Origin of the sequence: Bradyrhizobium sp. B124 (assembly GCF_038967635.1) — a bacterium.
In the GTDB taxonomy this organism is placed as follows: Bacteria; Pseudomonadota; Alphaproteobacteria; order Rhizobiales; family Xanthobacteraceae; genus Bradyrhizobium.
Window position 1 is genome coordinate 8,593,531 of record NZ_CP152413.1, and the last position, 15,856, is coordinate 8,609,386.

11 protein-coding genes are annotated in these 15,856 nt (G+C 63.6%); 2 read left to right on the plus strand and 9 right to left on the minus strand.

Features of this window, described 5'->3' with window-relative positions; all coding sequences use genetic code 11:
* Positions 1 to 107 precede the first annotated feature (107 nt).
* The 8 genes from AAFG13_RS40180 to AAFG13_RS40215 form a co-directional block, all read right to left on the minus strand.
* Positions 108 to 1,328, minus strand: a complete 1,221-nt coding sequence (locus AAFG13_RS40180; RefSeq protein ID WP_342710435.1) for a bifunctional alpha/beta hydrolase/OsmC family protein — start codon at positions 1,326 to 1,328, stop codon at positions 108 to 110.
* 28 nt (positions 1,329 to 1,356) lie between these two features.
* Positions 1,357 to 2,019, minus strand: coding sequence for a sulfite oxidase-like oxidoreductase (locus AAFG13_RS40185; protein WP_342710436.1), 663 nt, complete (start codon positions 2,017 to 2,019; stop codon positions 1,357 to 1,359).
* 13 nt (positions 2,020 to 2,032) lie between these two features.
* Complete coding sequence (locus AAFG13_RS40190) at positions 2,033 to 3,355, minus strand: MFS transporter (RefSeq protein WP_212311194.1); 1,323 nt, start codon at positions 3,353 to 3,355, stop codon at positions 2,033 to 2,035.
* A gap of 84 nt (positions 3,356 to 3,439) precedes the next feature.
* A complete protein-coding gene (locus tag AAFG13_RS40195) occupies positions 3,440 to 4,666 on the minus strand; it encodes a cytochrome P450 (protein ID WP_212311193.1) in 1,227 nt (408 codons plus the stop codon).
* A gap of 74 nt (positions 4,667 to 4,740) precedes the next feature.
* Positions 4,741 to 4,947, minus strand: a complete 207-nt coding sequence (locus tag AAFG13_RS40200; protein WP_038387982.1) for a ferredoxin — start codon at positions 4,945 to 4,947, stop codon at positions 4,741 to 4,743.
* A 456-nt stretch (positions 4,948 to 5,403) separates the two neighbouring features.
* Complete coding sequence (locus AAFG13_RS40205; protein WP_342710437.1) at positions 5,404 to 6,783, minus strand: caspase family protein; 1,380 nt, start codon at positions 6,781 to 6,783, stop codon at positions 5,404 to 5,406.
* A gap of 12 nt (positions 6,784 to 6,795) precedes the next feature.
* Positions 6,796 to 9,615 carry a hypothetical protein gene (locus AAFG13_RS40210; RefSeq protein ID WP_212311191.1) on the minus strand — a complete coding sequence of 940 codons (2,820 nt, stop codon included), beginning with the start codon at positions 9,613 to 9,615 and terminating at the stop codon, positions 6,796 to 6,798.
* Between the two features lie 147 nt (positions 9,616 to 9,762).
* Positions 9,763 to 12,051: a hypothetical protein gene (locus tag AAFG13_RS40215; protein WP_212311190.1), complete on the minus strand. Its 2,289-nt coding sequence runs from the start codon at positions 12,049 to 12,051 to the stop codon at positions 9,763 to 9,765.
* A 736-nt stretch (positions 12,052 to 12,787) separates the two neighbouring features.
* Between AAFG13_RS40215 and AAFG13_RS40220 the strand changes: the two genes are divergently transcribed.
* Positions 12,788 to 13,420, plus strand: a complete 633-nt coding sequence (locus AAFG13_RS40220; RefSeq protein WP_342710438.1) for a TetR/AcrR family transcriptional regulator — start codon at positions 12,788 to 12,790, stop codon at positions 13,418 to 13,420.
* A 6-nt stretch (positions 13,421 to 13,426) separates the two neighbouring features.
* Here AAFG13_RS40220 and AAFG13_RS40225 read toward each other — a convergent pair whose 3' ends face one another.
* Positions 13,427 to 14,848, minus strand: a complete 1,422-nt coding sequence (locus AAFG13_RS40225) for an amidase family protein (protein ID WP_342710440.1) — start codon at positions 14,846 to 14,848, stop codon at positions 13,427 to 13,429.
* Between the two features lie 88 nt (positions 14,849 to 14,936).
* Here AAFG13_RS40225 and AAFG13_RS40230 point away from each other — a divergent pair, with 88 nt between their 5' ends.
* Positions 14,937 to 15,788: an alpha/beta hydrolase gene (locus AAFG13_RS40230; protein ID WP_342710441.1), complete on the plus strand. Its 852-nt coding sequence runs from the start codon at positions 14,937 to 14,939 to the stop codon at positions 15,786 to 15,788.
* Positions 15,789 to 15,856: the final 68 nt, after the last annotated feature.

Below are 15,856 nucleotides of genomic sequence, written 5' to 3' on the forward strand. Positions count from 1 at the left end.
TGGAAATGTATCCCTGAGTTGCCCGACGTGTCAAGTCACCTTGTCGAGCGCCGGCGGCCGCCGGCTACTGTGCATGGGGTTGTTTTCGATTTTTCTCAGCGCGCCCCTCACTCCGCCGCCTTGGTGACGATCCGCACCTCCGACGTCAGCGTCTTGTGCACCGGGCACTTGTCGGCGATCTCCATCAGCCGCTTGCGCTGATCGGCATCGAGGTCGCCCTCGATCTTGATCACCCGGTCGATCTGGTCGAGCATGCCGTCGTGCGTCTCGCACTCCTCGCAATCTTTGGCATAAATCTTGTTGTGCTGGAGCGTTACGGTGATGCGATCGACCGGCAGCGACTTGCGGTCGGCATACATCCGCATCGTCATCGAGGTGCAGGCGCCGAGACCCGTGAGCAGGAAATCGTAAGGCCCGGGGCCGGAATCCTGGCCGCCGACGGCAACCGGCTCGTCGGCCAGCATGCGATGCGGACCCGTCGTGACGGTCTGCTGGAATTTGCTGGCGCGGGTCTCCTGCACCACGACGTTGCGCGGCGCGCTGCCGGTGTCAGCCACCGGCTGCGGTGCAAGATCGACGTAGCGCTCGGCCCATGCGCCGATCACGTCGGCGACATAGGCGGCGTCCTGCTTGCCGCTCAGGAGATGATCCGCGCCCGCAAGCGAGACGAAGCTCTTGGGATGCTTGGCCGCAATGAAGATATTGGTGGCGTTGTCGATGCCGACGGTGTCGTCGGTCGGCGAGTGCATGACCAGCAGCGCCTTGTGCAGCTGCTTTACCTGCGCCATCAGGTTCTGCTCGGCGACGTCGTCGAGGAATTCGCGCTTGATGCGGAAGGGGCGGCCGGCGAGCGACACTTCGCCTTCACCCTGCGCGCGGATGTCCTCGATCCGGTCCCTGAAAAAGTGCGTGACATGGACGGGATCGGACGGCGCGGCGATGGTGGCGACCGCCTTCGCCTCGGGAATCTGGCCGGCGGCCGCGAGGATCGCGGCGCCGCCGAGGCTGTGGCCGATCAGGATCGCGGGCGCCTTGCGCGTCTCGCGCAGATGGTCGGCGGCGCGGACGAGATCGTCGACGTTCGACGAGAATGTCGAATTGGCGAAGTCGCCTTCGCTGGAGCCGAGGCCGGTGAAGTCGAAACGCAACGTGGCGATGCCCTTGGCGGCGAGGGCAACCGCGATGCGCTTGGCCGCCAGCACGTCCTTGCCGCAGGTGAAGCAGTGCGCGAACAGCGCATGGGCCTTGATCGGGCCGTCCGGCGTATCAAGCGCGGCGGCAAGCTGATGGCCGCCCACACCGGTGAATTGAAAGCGTTCATGTGGCACGGGCAGGCTCCATCATTGTGTTGATCCGTCAGTCGCCAGAATAGCGCTGTTCGGCCCAGGGATCACCGCGATTGTGATAGCCGCGCACCTCCCAGAAGCCCGGCGGATCTTCGGTTAAGAATTCGATGCGCTGCAGCCACTTCGCGCTCTTCCAGAAATACAGATGCGGCACCACCAGCCGCACCGGACCGCCATGCTCCTGCGCCAGCGGCTTGCCCGACCAGCTATGGGCGAGCAGCGCGTCCTCGGCTGCAAAATCCTCGAGCGACAGGTTTGTCGTATAACCGTCATAGCAATGCAGGGCGACGAAGCGTGCCTCCTCGCGCGGCTGGCAGGCGGCGAGCAGGTCGCGGGTCGAAAGCCCCTCCCACTGATTGTCGTAGCGCGACCAGGTGGTGACGCAGTGAATGTCGGAGACGAATTGGGTCTGCGGCTGCGCCGCGAATTGCGACCAGTTCCAGTAGATCGTCTGCTCGACCGCGCCGTAGACGTCGAGCCGCCAGCGCTCCCGCGTCACGTTCGGCATCAGCCCGAGATCGAGCACCGGCCAGTCCGCCGTCAGATGCTGGCCGGGCGGCAGGCGCTGCTCCTCCGGCCGGGTGATCTTGCCGGTGAGGAATTTGCCCTCGCGCGCCCAGCGCTGCTTGCTGCGCGTCAGCTTGCTCTCGGGTGGCTCGGCGTCGTCGGTCATGGGCGTTGCGCCATCATTCGTGGCGATGCATCGCGGAGTCGTGCTTGGTGTCGCGCATGGTCGAGTAGATCAGGAGCGACAGGAAGATCATGCCGCTGAGATAATAGTAGAACCAGTCCTCATGCCCGATGCTCTTGAAATAGAGCGCGACCGCAGGCGCAGTGCCGCCGAAGATCGACACCGTGATGGCGTAGGGCAAGCCGACGCCGAGCGCGCGGACATTGGTCGGGAACAGCTCGGCCTTCACGATCGCATTGATCGAGGTATAGCCGGCGACGAAGATCCAGGCGCCGCAGATCAAGAGGAAAGCGATGAAGGGCGACTTGGTCTCCTTCAGGGCGGTCAGGATCGGGATCGTCGCCAGCGTGCCGACGACGCCGAAGAAGATCAAAAGCGGCTTGCGGCCGATGCGGTCCGACAGCGCGCCATAGATCGGCTGCAGGAAGGTCGCGAAGATCAGCGAGCCGAAGATCACGAAGGTGGTCTGGTCCTCGGTGAGGCCGACCGACAGTTTCACGAAGGTCTGCATGTAGGTGGTGAAGGTATAGAACGCCGCGGTGCCGCCGGCGGTGAGGCCGACCACCAGCAGCAATTCGCGCGGATAGTTCAACAGGCCGACGATCGAGCCGGTCGGCTTGGAGACCTTCTTGGCCTCCTCGAACGCCTCGGTCTCGTGCAGGCCGCGCCGCATCACCGCCGCGAAGATCGCGAGCATGGCGCCGATCACGAACGGAATCCGCCAGCCCCACGCCTTCAGCTCGTCCGGCGTCAGGAACACCTTTTGCAGCAACAGCAGCACGATGATCGCGGTGAGCTGGCCGCCGATCAACGTGACGTACTGGAAGCTCGAATAGAAGCCGCGATGCTTGGCGTCAGCGACCTCGCTGAGATAGGTGGCACTGGCGCCGTATTCGCCGCCGAGGCTCAGGCCCTCGATGATGCGGGCGAGCGCCAGGATCGCCGGTGCGGCAATGCCGATCGTGGCATAGGTCGGCGTCACCGCGATGATCAGCGAGCCGAAGCACATGCAGACCACCGAGAGTGTCAGCGACAGCCGCCTGCCATAGCGGTCGGCGATGTAGCCGAACAGCCAGCCGCCGAGCGGGCGCATCAGGAAGGTCGCGGCAAACAGCACGGCCGCATTGAGCTGCTGCACCACCGGATCGCTGTGCGGGAAGAACGCCGGCGCGAAATACAGCGCGAACGCGGTGTAGGCGTAGAAATCGTACCACTCGACCAGATTGCCGACCGAGCCGATGAAGATCGCCTTGACCCGCCGCTCGACGTCATGGATGTCGAGATGGTCGCTCGCGGATCGAGCGGTTTGTTCGGACATTGGCAGGCCTCCCCGGATTCTCTGGCGCGATTCCGGGGCAACCTATCTCATTTGCGTGGTGCGATGTAACTGCTGTCCTGTTCTTCAGGCGTTCTTGCCGAACAGAACGGGCAGTTGACGAGGGCCGCGCACCGTGCCTTCGGACCAGGTGACCTTGCCGGCCGGGTCGAGGCGGAAATCCGGAATCCGCTTCAGCCATTCCTCGATCGCCACCTGCATCTCCATCCGGGCCAGGTTGGAACCGACGCAGCGGTGGATGCCGAGGCCGAAGGCGGCGTGACGGTTCTCCTTGCGGTCGATCACGACCTTGTCCGCATCGGGGAACATCGCGGGGTCGCGGTTGGCCGCGGGGAAGGACAGCAGCACCATGTTGCCGGCCTTGACCGGGCAGCCGGAGATCGTGGTTTCCTTCATCACCTCGCGCGCCATCGTTACCGGCGAATAGGCGCGCAGGAATTCCTCGATCGCGGTCGGGATCAGCGCCGGCTCCGCGACCAGCCGCTCGCGATCGGCGGGCGTCTTGGCGAGGTGCCAGAGCGAGGAGCCGAGCGCGCTCCAGGTGGTGTCGATGCCGGCGATCAGGAGCAGCCGCAGCGAGCCGAGCACGTGCTCGTCGGTCAGCGGCTGGCCGCCGGGGCCCTTGGCCCGCAGCAGCTGCGAGATCAGATCGTCGCCCGGCTCAAGCTTGCGCTGCTCGAGATGGGCCATGAAGTAGCCGGTCATCTCGCGCACGCCGCTCATCATCTCGTTCTCGTCCTTGATGCCGAGCTCGAGGATCTGGTGGATCCACTTGATGAAAAGGTCGCCGTCCTTCTCCGGAATCCCCAGCATGTGCGCGATCGCGCGCACCGGGATGTGCTTGGTGTAGCGCGCCGCGGCGTCGCAATGGCCATCGGCGATGAATTCGTCGATCAGCTCGTTGCAGATCGCGCGCACCCGCGGCTCCAGCCGCTTCATCGCGTCCGGCGTGAAGGGCGGCAGCAGCACCTGCTTGGCGGGCTTGTGCTCCGGCGGATCGGAGGTAATCGGCGGCGCGCGGGCGGTGATCTCGGGGCGGACGTCGCGCACGATGACGCGGCGCGAGGAGAAGTGCTCGGTGTCGTAGGCGATCTCCTTCACCGCCTGATAGGTGGTCGGCATGTAGCAGCCGAGGAAGCGCTCGGTGTGCACGACCGGCGAGGCGGTGCGCAGCGTCTCCCAGATCGGGAACGGGTCGTCGGTCCACACCGGATCGGTATGGTCGAAATCATGGACCCAGTCGGTGACCGGGGGATGTTCGGGCAGATAGGTTGCGGACGGGGAATCGGACATCGGCTCGTTTCCTTCTCGTTCGATCAAAACGCTGGTCGGCTCAACGGGAGGCACCCAGCCATCCCTGCTGGCCGCTATTCCTCGGTGACTTCGATCGCGATTTCCGGGCAGTTGGTCTGCGCGAGCCAGGCCTTGTCCTCGAGCCCGGCCGGAACGGTCCCGTCGCCGACTTCATGGGCGTTGCCGTATTCGTCGAGCTCGAACAGTTCAGGGGCGAGCGATTTGCAGCGGGCGTGACCCTGGCATTTGTCCTGGTCGACGCGGATTTTGAGCTTGGACATGCAAGCACTCTCCCTCGGCTCTGGCGCACGGATGGGCGCGCTGGGTTCCTCATTTTAGTTTATGCAAGTTCCAGCTTGCTTGGGCGGCCTCTTACCGGCCGCCAAGTTATAGCATATTACATTACTGTCGCGGTTGTCCGTCAAGCGAAAATTCAGCGGGGGGCAGTCCCGCCACAGGTTACGAAAACCTTCGCAACTACTGATTTTTGGGTGCCCGGAGGCTGATGCCTGGGTCCCCGCCGGTCCCGGCGAGGGAAGCGGTGTCCGCGATCGGGCGTGTTGTCTTCTCAAGGTGAGACTGGTGGCGCGGCAGCCGACAAGACGCCATCGACGTCTGTGGCCATGACCTCGCGCCACGTTGCGCTGGGGATCTCTCGCGATCGACCGGCACAATGCTCGCACCCCCTGCCGCGCGGCGGCGCTCGGTTGCCGCGCGCGGCAGCAGGTCGTCGGCGGCTATGCCGGTACGAGTGGCGGTGATGCGATTGCGCCATTCAAGGCGATCGTCGGCGCGGATGCCGCGTCTGAATCAGCCGTCGAGACCGCGTAATTGTCCCATCGGCCCAGATCAAATGTGCTCGCGGTGAGAATTCGGAAGTAAAGCGCACTGTTATTGCGTAATGCCGCCCAAGCATAGGGTGGCAGGTTATATGTGGCGCCGGTGAAGCGCGACTTGACCTGCGGGTCGTTCCACGAGGCGTAGAAATTGTCGGCGGTTCGTTGTGCCGGATAGCCAAAACAGTTCGGGTCGCTCGTGATCTCAAATGCATAATACGCGTTGGCGCCGGGCGTTACGTTGAAGGCGGGGCCGTTGCTTTTCGAACGATCGTAAGTGTTGGGGCCGGTGACCACAGGACCCTGCTGGGTGGTGGGCGGCTTTGCCGGTTGGCCCGTCGCCGAGGTGCGTTGATCGACCACGATCGTTAGTGGCTTCGAGTTGGTGAAGACGTCATCGTTGACCCCGACCGTAAAGTAGTTCGGTGTCTGTTCGGGTGGCATCAGCGCCAGGATCGCTTGATGGAATTGCGGCAGCGAGCCGGTGAAATTGCCGCTGTTCCAGACCGACAGGAGTTTTTCGGTAAAGAGCCCGTTGCTCTGGCCGTCCTGCGATTCCTGATTGTCTTGACAGCCGGAGATCAGGATCACCGAAGCGGTAATCTCGCCACGCTTGCGGGTCCATTGCGCGGCTTCGTACATCGGCAGGTCGCGCTCGAAGACATCGAGTGCGACGGAGGGAGGAATCGACCGCTTTTGTGTCGCGGCAACGTCAGGAGCGGGGCCGCGCGCGCGCGTATTTGCAGCAGGCGCGTAAACCGACTTGAGGTTCTGTAGTCCGCGGCCCTGCGGGAAGATTGGAATTGCTTTGCGTTTCGACTGCGGCCATCGGATGCCGCTCGGGATGAACAGCTCTCGAATGACGGTGCCGCTGTGGCAACTGTCCGAATAGACCTCGATGCGCACGTTGGCCGCAAACTGGCCCCACAGATTGTAGAGCTCGTGTCCGAGGACCATGCGGTCGTAAGCCACCCAGGTGTCGTCAAGACCATTGGGCGAGTCGCCGGTCGTGTCCGGGACCTGGCCGCCGTGACCGGAATAGGAGATGACGCAGGTATCTCCGGACTGCAAATTGTACGCAGCCTGGCCGATGGCTCCGAGAATGGCGTCGGCGGTCGCCTCACCATCAAGAAGCTTCTGCGTCGTGAAACCCTGCGACTGACAAATCGTCTCCATCGCATTGGCATCGTTGATGCAGCCGGCCAGCGTGCCCGCCCAGCCGTTGTACTTCGATGCATCGACGCCGTTCAAACCAACATGTAGCGAAAAGCCCTGACTCATAACATTCTCCTCCTACAGAAGATCAGCGGTAATTCCGATGACGCTGCCCTTGTTAAGGTCCCAATTGCGCCAGGCGGTCGTGAGCGTGCCGCTTGCGCGGGTCTCGACCAGCGCGAACTGCAGTGTCTGATGTGCCAGATAGTCGTTGATCGGCAGCGTAAACGAAGCGTCGGCCGTACTGGCTTCAGCCAGACTGATGGTCTCGATGTGGCTGTTTCCCTCGAGGCGTGCCTGGACGGCAAGTGCAGTCAACTGATGGTTGGAAAAGTTGAGCTGATTGATGAACGTCACGGTGCTGGTGACGTCTTCGACGAACACGTCAAGCTCCTCGATCGACGTCGCAGCGACTGCGGTGGCGTTGGCAAACGCTCGCGTGGTCGCCGGATCAACTTTCGCGGTGACGGTCGTCCCTGGCGCGAGCGTGGTGTTTACGGCCACAACCTGGCTTGTCCCGCTTGCCGTCGACGTGACCAGGTCCGTGACGTTCATGGCCTGCTGTGTGCGATTGGTGAGTGTCGCGGTGTCGCCTTGCAGTGCCACCGTCACCGGGCCGGATTCGGGAGGTCCAACCACATTGCTGTCGACGATCAGCGCGGCGTTGACGCTGCTGCCGTCCGGCAGCGTGAAGGTAACGCCGCCCTGAATGCCGGTGCGATCGAGCACGGCGGTAAGGAGCGCGGCATTGGCCAGCGGCAGGCTGAGAGTAATGGTGATGGCGTCGAGTACGGTGACTGCTTGCGGCGTGCCCAATTCGGCGGTTAACGCCCACGAATAGCCGACCGTGGCCGCGACGAACGGATCCGTCGGATAGACGATCGCCGGCGTGCTGCCCGACGGCGTCAGGGCGACAAGCTTCGCGCCGAGCTGCAGCAACGCCCCGGGAGAGACGTCCGGAATCAGTGTCGTGGTCAAGGCGTACCGATTGTTCGCCGGATCGACATCGAGCAGGCCATACAGCATGATCATCGGTCGGAAGGCCTTGCTGCCGCTTCCGTCGCCGAAACGCCCGACCCGGTACGCGGTCGGCGCGACCATGAAGCGTCCTGGCTGTTGCAGCGAGCGAAACACGCGGAACGCCGGATCACGCAACGTGGTGACTTCATCGAATGCTTTCAGCGCGGTTTCGCCGAGCTTCAGGGAATCCTGGCAGCCGATCGCTGTTGCAACCCCGGCGTCATTGCGCTGGAGATAGAAGTTCCCGTAGCTGCCGCACGGCAGCGAAGCGTCGGTGGTCTCCTCGCGTACCAACGAACGCGTCACCAGCGTCCGGTGCGGAGTGATTGTTGCCGGGATAAGATGCGGCTGAATGTCCGCAGGCGGTATTGGCGTGACCGTGAGGTGCGAGACGGCCGGTGTCGCCGGTGCCCGTCCGGCAATCGAAGGGCTCTCGCGGTCGAACTGCACCGAACCAGACGCACTGACGATCTTCAGGTCCTGCCTGACCAGCGTTGGTCCGCGCACCTGCGCCGGCAGATCGTTGACGGTGGCCACCTTGGCAATCTGGTGGACGAGGCCGCCTCCGATCACGTGGAACGTCTGGGGGCTGTAAAAGATGTACTGGTAGGAGGTGAAAGCGTAGGAGACGACGACGCGCGGCGGCTCACCGGTTCCGGGAAATGCCAGTGACGCATAGGTCAGCCGCACCCAGTCGTCGAGCAACGCAACGGTGATCGTGATCTGGTCGCCGGTCTGGGACACCGTCCCGGGAAATCGCTGGGATTGAATCTCGCTGGTGCCCGCACGGCGATACGGAATCTGCAGCGCGCATGACAGATTTTGCAACGGAACCGCTTGCAGCTTGCGATCCGGATTGGCGGCGGCGGCGGCCGTCTCTGGTGTCATCGCGGCCTTGACGGTGAGCCGCACGGTTGCTGTCAATCCGGTTCTTGCGGTGCCGTCCGAGCCAAGCACCGAGCCGGTTTTTGCCAGCACAAAGGAGAACGCCGCGTTCGCGGCATTGTCGCTGGCCGCCGGCTTCACCAATGTGAAGGTCGGTGCATACCAGCCGGCCTTCGGGTCGAGCGCATCGGGCCACCAATGCGCGGCGACATCGGACACCACCGGGTAGTTCTGGGTGGGAGACTGGGTATCATCGAGGTGCAGCGGCAGCACGTACATATCGTTGCCGATGAACGTATGTGCGTGCGCATTGAGAGCGATGCCCTGGCTCGTGGCGCCGCCCGAGATCAGCGCGGCCGCCGAAGGCTGCACGATGTGGCTTGCTGTCATCGCGAACGGCAGGGAGGTGAGCCGGTTGTTCATTGCAACAAGCGGCACCGCCGCCGGCGCCGCCCGCAATGCCGTTTCACCGCCCGACAGGTTCTTCCGCAACGGCGGCACACGGTTCGCGGTGCCGTCGGCATTCACGACCAGCAGAGACAAATAAAGGTTGCGATCCAGGCCATCGAGAATCCCGCCAAGCACGAGGTCGAGCGACAAATCGTCAATTGGTGGACCGTCGACGATCTCGGTCACAAGTCGAAGCCGCGATGCCCGTCGGTCGAACGCGTAGAGCACGTCGAGCGCGGCTTCCGGCGGCAGGGACGTGGCGATGGTGCCCTCGACCCGCGTTCCGAACAGGTCGGTGCCGGCATAGAATGCGCGACTGTCACGCAGCGAGCACCGGCCGGCACGGACGAACAGCTTCCGGCATGGTGCGTCCAGCCGCGAGGCGAGGGCCGCGATGTCCTGTTCGGGGGTCTCGAACGCAATCACCAGCGACAGCGAACCGCATGTCACCAGCGGTGCGATGGAGGCGTCGTCGAGCGTCGGCATGCGCGACAGCACCAGTGTCAACGCCACCCGCGGGCGGCCGGCGATGTCGCGCGCCACCCGCGGCTTGCCCGAGAGATGGTCGTAACCATCTCTCGTACGCCGCACCTGGACCGATGCTGGACCCGGCAGATCAAGCCTGCTCCAGCCGGATGTCGTGCTCGGCGCGATGTGTGGTCCAAGGGCAGACATGGCTGCTCCGCCCGACTAGGCTGGTTCGAAGCTCGAAAACACAACCTCGTCCTTTGGAGCCGGTGCACCCTTCGATGCGCCGCCATCTCCGGGGGACGCCGCCCAGCCGCCGACTTCGCCATAGCCGCCGGAACCGGGCGCGCCCTTGCCGGTCGGCGGAGGCGCCGTTGGTTTCAACGTACTGGGCGGAGGTACGACGTGACCGGTCGAGGGCGGCGGCGTTGCCGGCGCACCTTGTCCAGTTGTCGTTGAGGCGATCGCAGACAACGGGACATCCTTCTTCGTGACGTTGGGATCATCCGGCGTCGGTACCGTCACCATCAGCCCGCCGCTGCCGCCCGTCGAGATCGGAGTGGTCGTCGACCATTCCTGTCCGTGGGTGAACAGCGTGCCTTTGACCACGACGCGAACCGAATATTGAAACTTCGGCACGAAATTCTTCTGCCCGGTGTAAACCAGCCAGTAGCGCGGCGTGTTTTGATCCGCGAACTTGAAGGTGAACTTGACCGGATCCCGGTCATTGCCGTCGTCGCGCTTGCCCAGCGCCTGCATCGTCACCTCGACGTATTGGGTGTCGTCGGTCAGATTGGCGCCAAGCAGGATCGGCCCGACCGAGAGCGTGCCGGCTTCCTCGACGCGGACTTCAACCGCGATTGTGTTGTCGGGCGTTCCGAGCGGGCTTGGGTCGAGATCGACGATGTCCTTCTCGACCTGCACGCGTGCATATGGATTCTCGAATTCGCTCGGCGGCTCGGTAAAGTGAATCTGCCGCTTCAGGAACATCTTGTCCGGCTCCCAGCCCGCCGGCGGATGGGCAACGTCGCTCTTCTGCTTCATGAACGTCGCGGTATCGAAATGGGCGTCCGGTCCATCGGACGGACTGAATACGTGTCCATCCCATTGCAGGGCACCGTCGGCGTTGGGATAGCCAACCTGACAGGACAGGAATGCCACGGGTTCACCGACCCACTTCTGTGTCGGATCCGGCCAGTTCACCACCGGCTTGAAGACGCGCGCGACCTTGCGGTCCCAGTCGCCGATATCGACCGTAAGGAAGTAGACCTTGTCCTTGGCGGGATTGGCCCGGATTTCATCCGCCACGCCGTCGAGCGTGCCGCCGACCTGATAGTTCTGCAGGTAGGCGATTTCCTTGGTCTCGTGATACTCCAGATCGAGGTTGGTGCGCTGCTCGCGCAGTTTGAACGCGGCGCCGCCACCGAAGCCGAGGAAGCCGCCACTGGCCTGTGCCGGTTGCTCGTTGAATGGTGCCGGGTCGAAGATCACCTGCTTCGCCAGGTCCATGAACTTCTGGAAGATCAAGTCGCTCCGCTTGTCCATATATTCTTGCAGCTTGTCTGCCCCAGGCAGCGACTGGTCGACGAATGTATGGACCTCGATGTCGCCGGATTCGCGGAGGCTGTCGTATTGGGCTTGAATGTCGGCACTCCAGAACAGACCGCCGGCGTGTCCGGCACCTGAGAAGTGATCCTGGATTCTCGACCAATGACCGGTGATATCGATCGTCATCAGGGGACTGACCACCCGGACCATCATGTTCTGCGTCACGTTCATCACGCCGGTGCCGAGATTATGAAAGCCGTTATAGGCAACCGCCGCCGGGATGCTGCCGAGCAGCGCGCTGTAAGCCTTCTCCGCGCCTGGATCGATGGTGCCGGGGCCTTGCCCTGACAGCTTCACGAACATCGGGTCGATGTTGGTGCCGCGATAGCTCTGCGGCACCGTGCGGGGCATGACTCCCGCCGGCAGATAGGAGCGGTTGAGCCCGATCGTCGGTGGCGCTCCTGCGATTGGGCTCTTGCTCGACATCACGGCCGGAATGCCACGGCTGTCGCCCGGCAGGGTGTTGGAGAGCACGCACTGATTGCTGACGATGGGAATGAAAGTGAACCAGGGCTTCTGATTCGAGGTGTATCGCCACAGCGGATTGTCATGGCTGCGAACCTGATCGATCAGCGCCGCATGGGCATCGGCCAGCACGTTGTCCGGCGGCGCCGCAGTCGTCGCGAAATTGATCAGCCCGCCTGCCACTTCGTTGTCGGAACTGGTTTCGCCGACAGTGGTGCCGCTCGATCGCACGCCGGCGAAGTGGATCATGCTGAACTTGTAGTCGCCGTTGGGCTTCCGCGCGAGATTGACCTGCTCGGGCAGCCAGTAATACACCGGCGCTTGCCCGGCTGCCTGCAATTGCTGGTTGTGCGCATCGACCCAGTAGCTGATACGCCACCCAGATTTCGTCACGACCTGATTGCCGACTGCGAAAAGCGGTCCAACTGGCGTCACCATAATGATACTCCGCTTGGGTTGCGGCGATCGACGGCGCTCAGAGAATTTGTGAAGCCGCCTCGCCGTATGAAAGTTGCGCGGGATCTCTCCAGATGGAGGGATACCGAAAAATCGAGTTCAGCCATTGGTGGCTGCTCATCCGTCAATTCGCGGTCACGCGATACTTCCATTCGAAGGCGCGGGTCGCACGATGAGCAAGTTTGGGAAGTTCCCAGGATTGATAATTGCGGTCGCAGTTTGCGCCGGCATCAAGATGCATTGGAAAAACTAGAAATATTGATCGAACCGTTTGTCTTGCATGCCTTCCTCCTTGCCCAATACTGGCTTCGGAACGGATGCGACCTGTGCAGTGGTATTCTCGATCCTTGCAACCAGCATGCTAGACCCGTTGCGGTCGTTCGTTAGTGAGATCGTTCACAGGCTCAGAGGTGATTTGCGGGAGTGGTAAACATTTTGCGGCCCTATTCGGTTTACTTCGCTAAGTATGCAGCCAACAGTTGAGCTTCATCTTGCGCAAACCGAACTCGGTTCGGCTTCTTGCCGCCGCAGGCGCGGCAAGAAGAAGTGAAGCGCCCGGGCGAACGAGGCAAGCTTCGCGGATATGGCCGGAGGATCCGGCAGGTCGCCGCCACCGGCATTGCGGATATCGCACCCCCATTCGAAGGGGTGACGTAAGCCTTTGATTTCGCTATCCTGTCCTCTCGATGGGCATCACACTCGAGCAATCATTGCCGCAATGGGACAAATCGTTCGTAAGCCGTTGAAAACCTACCACCATGGCGACCTCCGCGAAGCCCTGATTCAGGCGGCGTTACGCGAGGTCGAGCTCGGTGGCCCCGAAGCGATCAGCATCAAGGCGCTGGCCAGGCAGCTCGGCGTCTCGCAGCCGGCGCCGTACCGGCATTTCGCCGACCGCGAGGCGTTGCTGGAGGCGGTGACCGCGGAAGCGTTCCGGCAGTTCAACGTGATCATGCGCGAGGCGATCGAGCGGCCCGGCAAGGGCTCGAAACTGTCGCGCTTTGCCCAGGCTGCGCTGGCCTTCGGGCTCGAGCGCCACGGCATCTACCGGTTGATGTTCGCGTCCAGAACCATGGCCTGCGCGCCCGTGGGCAGCGAGCTGCACGTCGCAGCGATGGAAACGCTGGCGCTGCTGATCGGGTCGTTCGAGGCACCGGCCGTCGGGCTGTTGCGCGAACGGCAGGCGCTGAAGATCTGGGCCGGGCTCCACGGCATCGTGATGCTCGCCGAGCAGGGCCTGCTCACCGGCGAGGTCGGCCAGATCAGCCGCGAGGAACTGATGGACGAGATCGTCGAGCAGACCAAGCTCGCACTCACTGTCGCGCTGCATGCGACCGAGGAAAAGGCGTAGAACGCCTTATCTCGGAGGCCGCGGATCGATCGGGGTGGTGCCACGCACGCCCAGAATGTCCTCCAGCACTTTCGCGCCGGCGAGAAGCTGCGCCTCGGCGCGCGGCTTGGCGATCATCTGCAGGCCGACCGGCAGGCCAGACACAGTGAAGCCGCAGGGCAGCGACAGCGCCGGGCAGCAGGCCAGCGTGATCGCATAGACGATGCCGAGCCATTCGACGTAATTGTCGAACTTCTTGCCGTCGCATTCGGCGACATAGCGGTTCTCGACCGGGAATGGCGGCACGATGGTCGCGGGCGCCAGCAGCAAATCGTATCTCTCGAAGAATTCGAGCGCACGCGCGGTCATCGCCACACGCTGCGCCTCGGCGCGCTCGAGCTTTTCGAGGGTGAGCTTCAGCCCTTCCTCGATGTTCCAGATCACTTCGGGCTTGAGCAGGTCGCGCTTGGTGCGCAGCAATTCGGCCTTGCTGATCGCGAAATCGAACGCGCGCAGCACGTGGAAGCATTCATGGGCCTCGTGGAAGTCGGGATGCGCCTCCTCGACGATCGCACCGGCTTCCGCGAACCGCTCCGCGGCCTTGCAGGTCACGGCCTTGACCTCGGGATCGACGGGCGTGATGCCGAGATCGGGTGAGTAGGCGATGCGCTTCGGCTTGCTGCCGGAACGCGCCGCAGACAGGAACGACGTCGGAAGCACCGGCAGCGACAGCGGATCGGCGGCATGCTCGCCGCTCATCGCATCGAGCAGCAGCGCGAGGTCCTCGACATTGCGCGCCATCGGTCCCTGCACGCCGAGCGTGCGGTCGACCCCGAATTTCGGCGTGTGGGCGACCCGGCCGATCGACGGCCGGAGGCCTACGACGCCGCAGAAGCTCGCCGGGTTGCGCAAGCTGCCGCCCATGTCGGAGCCGTGGGCGAGCCACGCGGTGCCGCTGGCCAGCGCCGCCGCGGCACCGCCGGAGGAGCCGGCGGCCGAGCGCGATGTGTCCCAGGGATTGCGTGTCGGACCGAACACCTCGTTGAAGGTGTTGGCGCCGGCGCCGAATTCCGGCGTGTTCGACTTGGCGTAGATCACGCCGCCGTTCTGTTCGAGGCGCTCGACCAGGATGTCCGACTTCGCGGGGATGTTGTCCTTGAAGATCGGCGAGCCCAGCGTGGTGAGCACGCCGGAGACGGCGGTGAGGTCCTTGATCGGGACCGGAAGACCCGCGAGCAGGCCGCGCTCGCTGGCCGGCTTCTGCATCAGGGCCTTGGCATGGGTGCGGGCGCGGTCGAAGCAGAGCGTCGGCAGCGCGTTGACCTTGCCGTCGACCTCGGCGATGCGCTTTTCCAGCACGTCGAGCAGGTCGAGCGGCGTGACGTCGCCGGCTTTCAGTTTCGCGACGACGGCACACGCCGTTTCCTTCACCAAGCCCTGATCAGCCATGCGCCGTTGCTCCTATGTCTTCCGTTTGCTTGTGCTGTAGAACATTTCCTGCCGTCGTGGCAATGCGACGAGAACCGAAGAGGCAGGGATGGCAGCGTTGTTTTCCGCGTTGGACTGGCGCGCGATGAGCCAGCAGGAGCGGGACCTCGGCTTGAACAATGGCGTTGCGGTCAAGGGCAGCGCCGAAATCGTCGCCGGCTGGGAGCAGCGCTCCGCGGCGCTGCGGCAGAAACATCCCGAGCATCTCGACCTCCGATACGGCCCGCGTGAGCGCAACCGGATCGATTTCCTCAAAGCCCGCGATGGCGCGCCGACGTTGCTGTTCATCCACGGCGGTTATTGGCAGACCCGCGCCAAGGAGGTGTTCACGATTTTCGCGGAGGGGCCGATGGCGCACGGCATCAATGTGGCCCTGATCGGCTACACGCTGGCGCCGGATGCGACGCTCGATGACATCGTCGCCGAGATTCACGCAGGCATCGATTTTCTGGCCGGGCAGTTGCCCGCGCTCGGTGCCGCTGCCGAAGGCATCGTCGTGTCGGGCTGGTCGGCCGGCGGCCATCTGACATCGATGGCGTTGTCGAACGCCCATGTCCGGGCCGGCATGGCGATCTCCGGCATCTATGATCTCGAGCCGATCAGGCAGTCCTACCTCAACGAGAAGCTCAAGCTCGACGAAGCCACGTCGCGGCGCAATTCGCCGATGATGCAGCAAGGTGGCACGGCAAAACCGCTGTCGCTGGTGGTCGGCAGTGCCGAACTGCCGCTGCTGCGCAAGCAGACCGCCGATCTCGCCGGCCATCGCGCCCGCTACGGCTTGCCGGTGACCTATGAGGAGATCGCCGGCGCCGACCACTTCTCGATCATGAACCAGATGCTGGCACCACAAGGCCGCATCACCACGCTGATCCGGCAATCGTGCGAGCGGACAGCCGACTAGGCCGTCATTGCGAGGAGCGAAGCGACGAAGCAATCCATGTTCCCGCTGCGGGACTATGGATTGCTTCG

Excerpts from the sequence above, each read along its gene's own strand:
- AAFG13_RS40200 (WP_038387982.1), bottom strand. The coding sequence starts at position 4,947 with ATGTCCAAGCTCAAAATCCGCGTCGACCAGGACAAATGCCAGGGTCAC.
- AAFG13_RS40185 (WP_342710436.1), bottom strand. The coding sequence starts at position 2,019 with ATGACCGACGACGCCGAGCCACCCGAGAGCAAGCTGACGCGCAGCAAG.
- AAFG13_RS40220 (WP_342710438.1), top strand. The coding sequence starts at position 12,788 with ATGGGACAAATCGTTCGTAAGCCGTTGAAAACCTACCACCATGGCGAC.
- AAFG13_RS40225 (WP_342710440.1), bottom strand. The coding sequence starts at position 14,848 with ATGGCTGATCAGGGCTTGGTGAAGGAAACGGCGTGTGCCGTCGTCGCG.
- AAFG13_RS40195 (WP_212311193.1), bottom strand. The coding sequence starts at position 4,666 with ATGTCCGATTCCCCGTCCGCAACCTATCTGCCCGAACATCCCCCGGTC.
- AAFG13_RS40230 (WP_342710441.1), top strand. The coding sequence starts at position 14,937 with ATGGCAGCGTTGTTTTCCGCGTTGGACTGGCGCGCGATGAGCCAGCAG.
- AAFG13_RS40190 (WP_212311194.1), bottom strand. The coding sequence starts at position 3,355 with ATGTCCGAACAAACCGCTCGATCCGCGAGCGACCATCTCGACATCCAT.
- AAFG13_RS40215 (WP_212311190.1), bottom strand. The coding sequence starts at position 12,051 with ATGGTGACGCCAGTTGGACCGCTTTTCGCAGTCGGCAATCAGGTCGTG.
- AAFG13_RS40205 (WP_342710437.1), bottom strand. The coding sequence starts at position 6,783 with ATGAGTCAGGGCTTTTCGCTACATGTTGGTTTGAACGGCGTCGATGCA.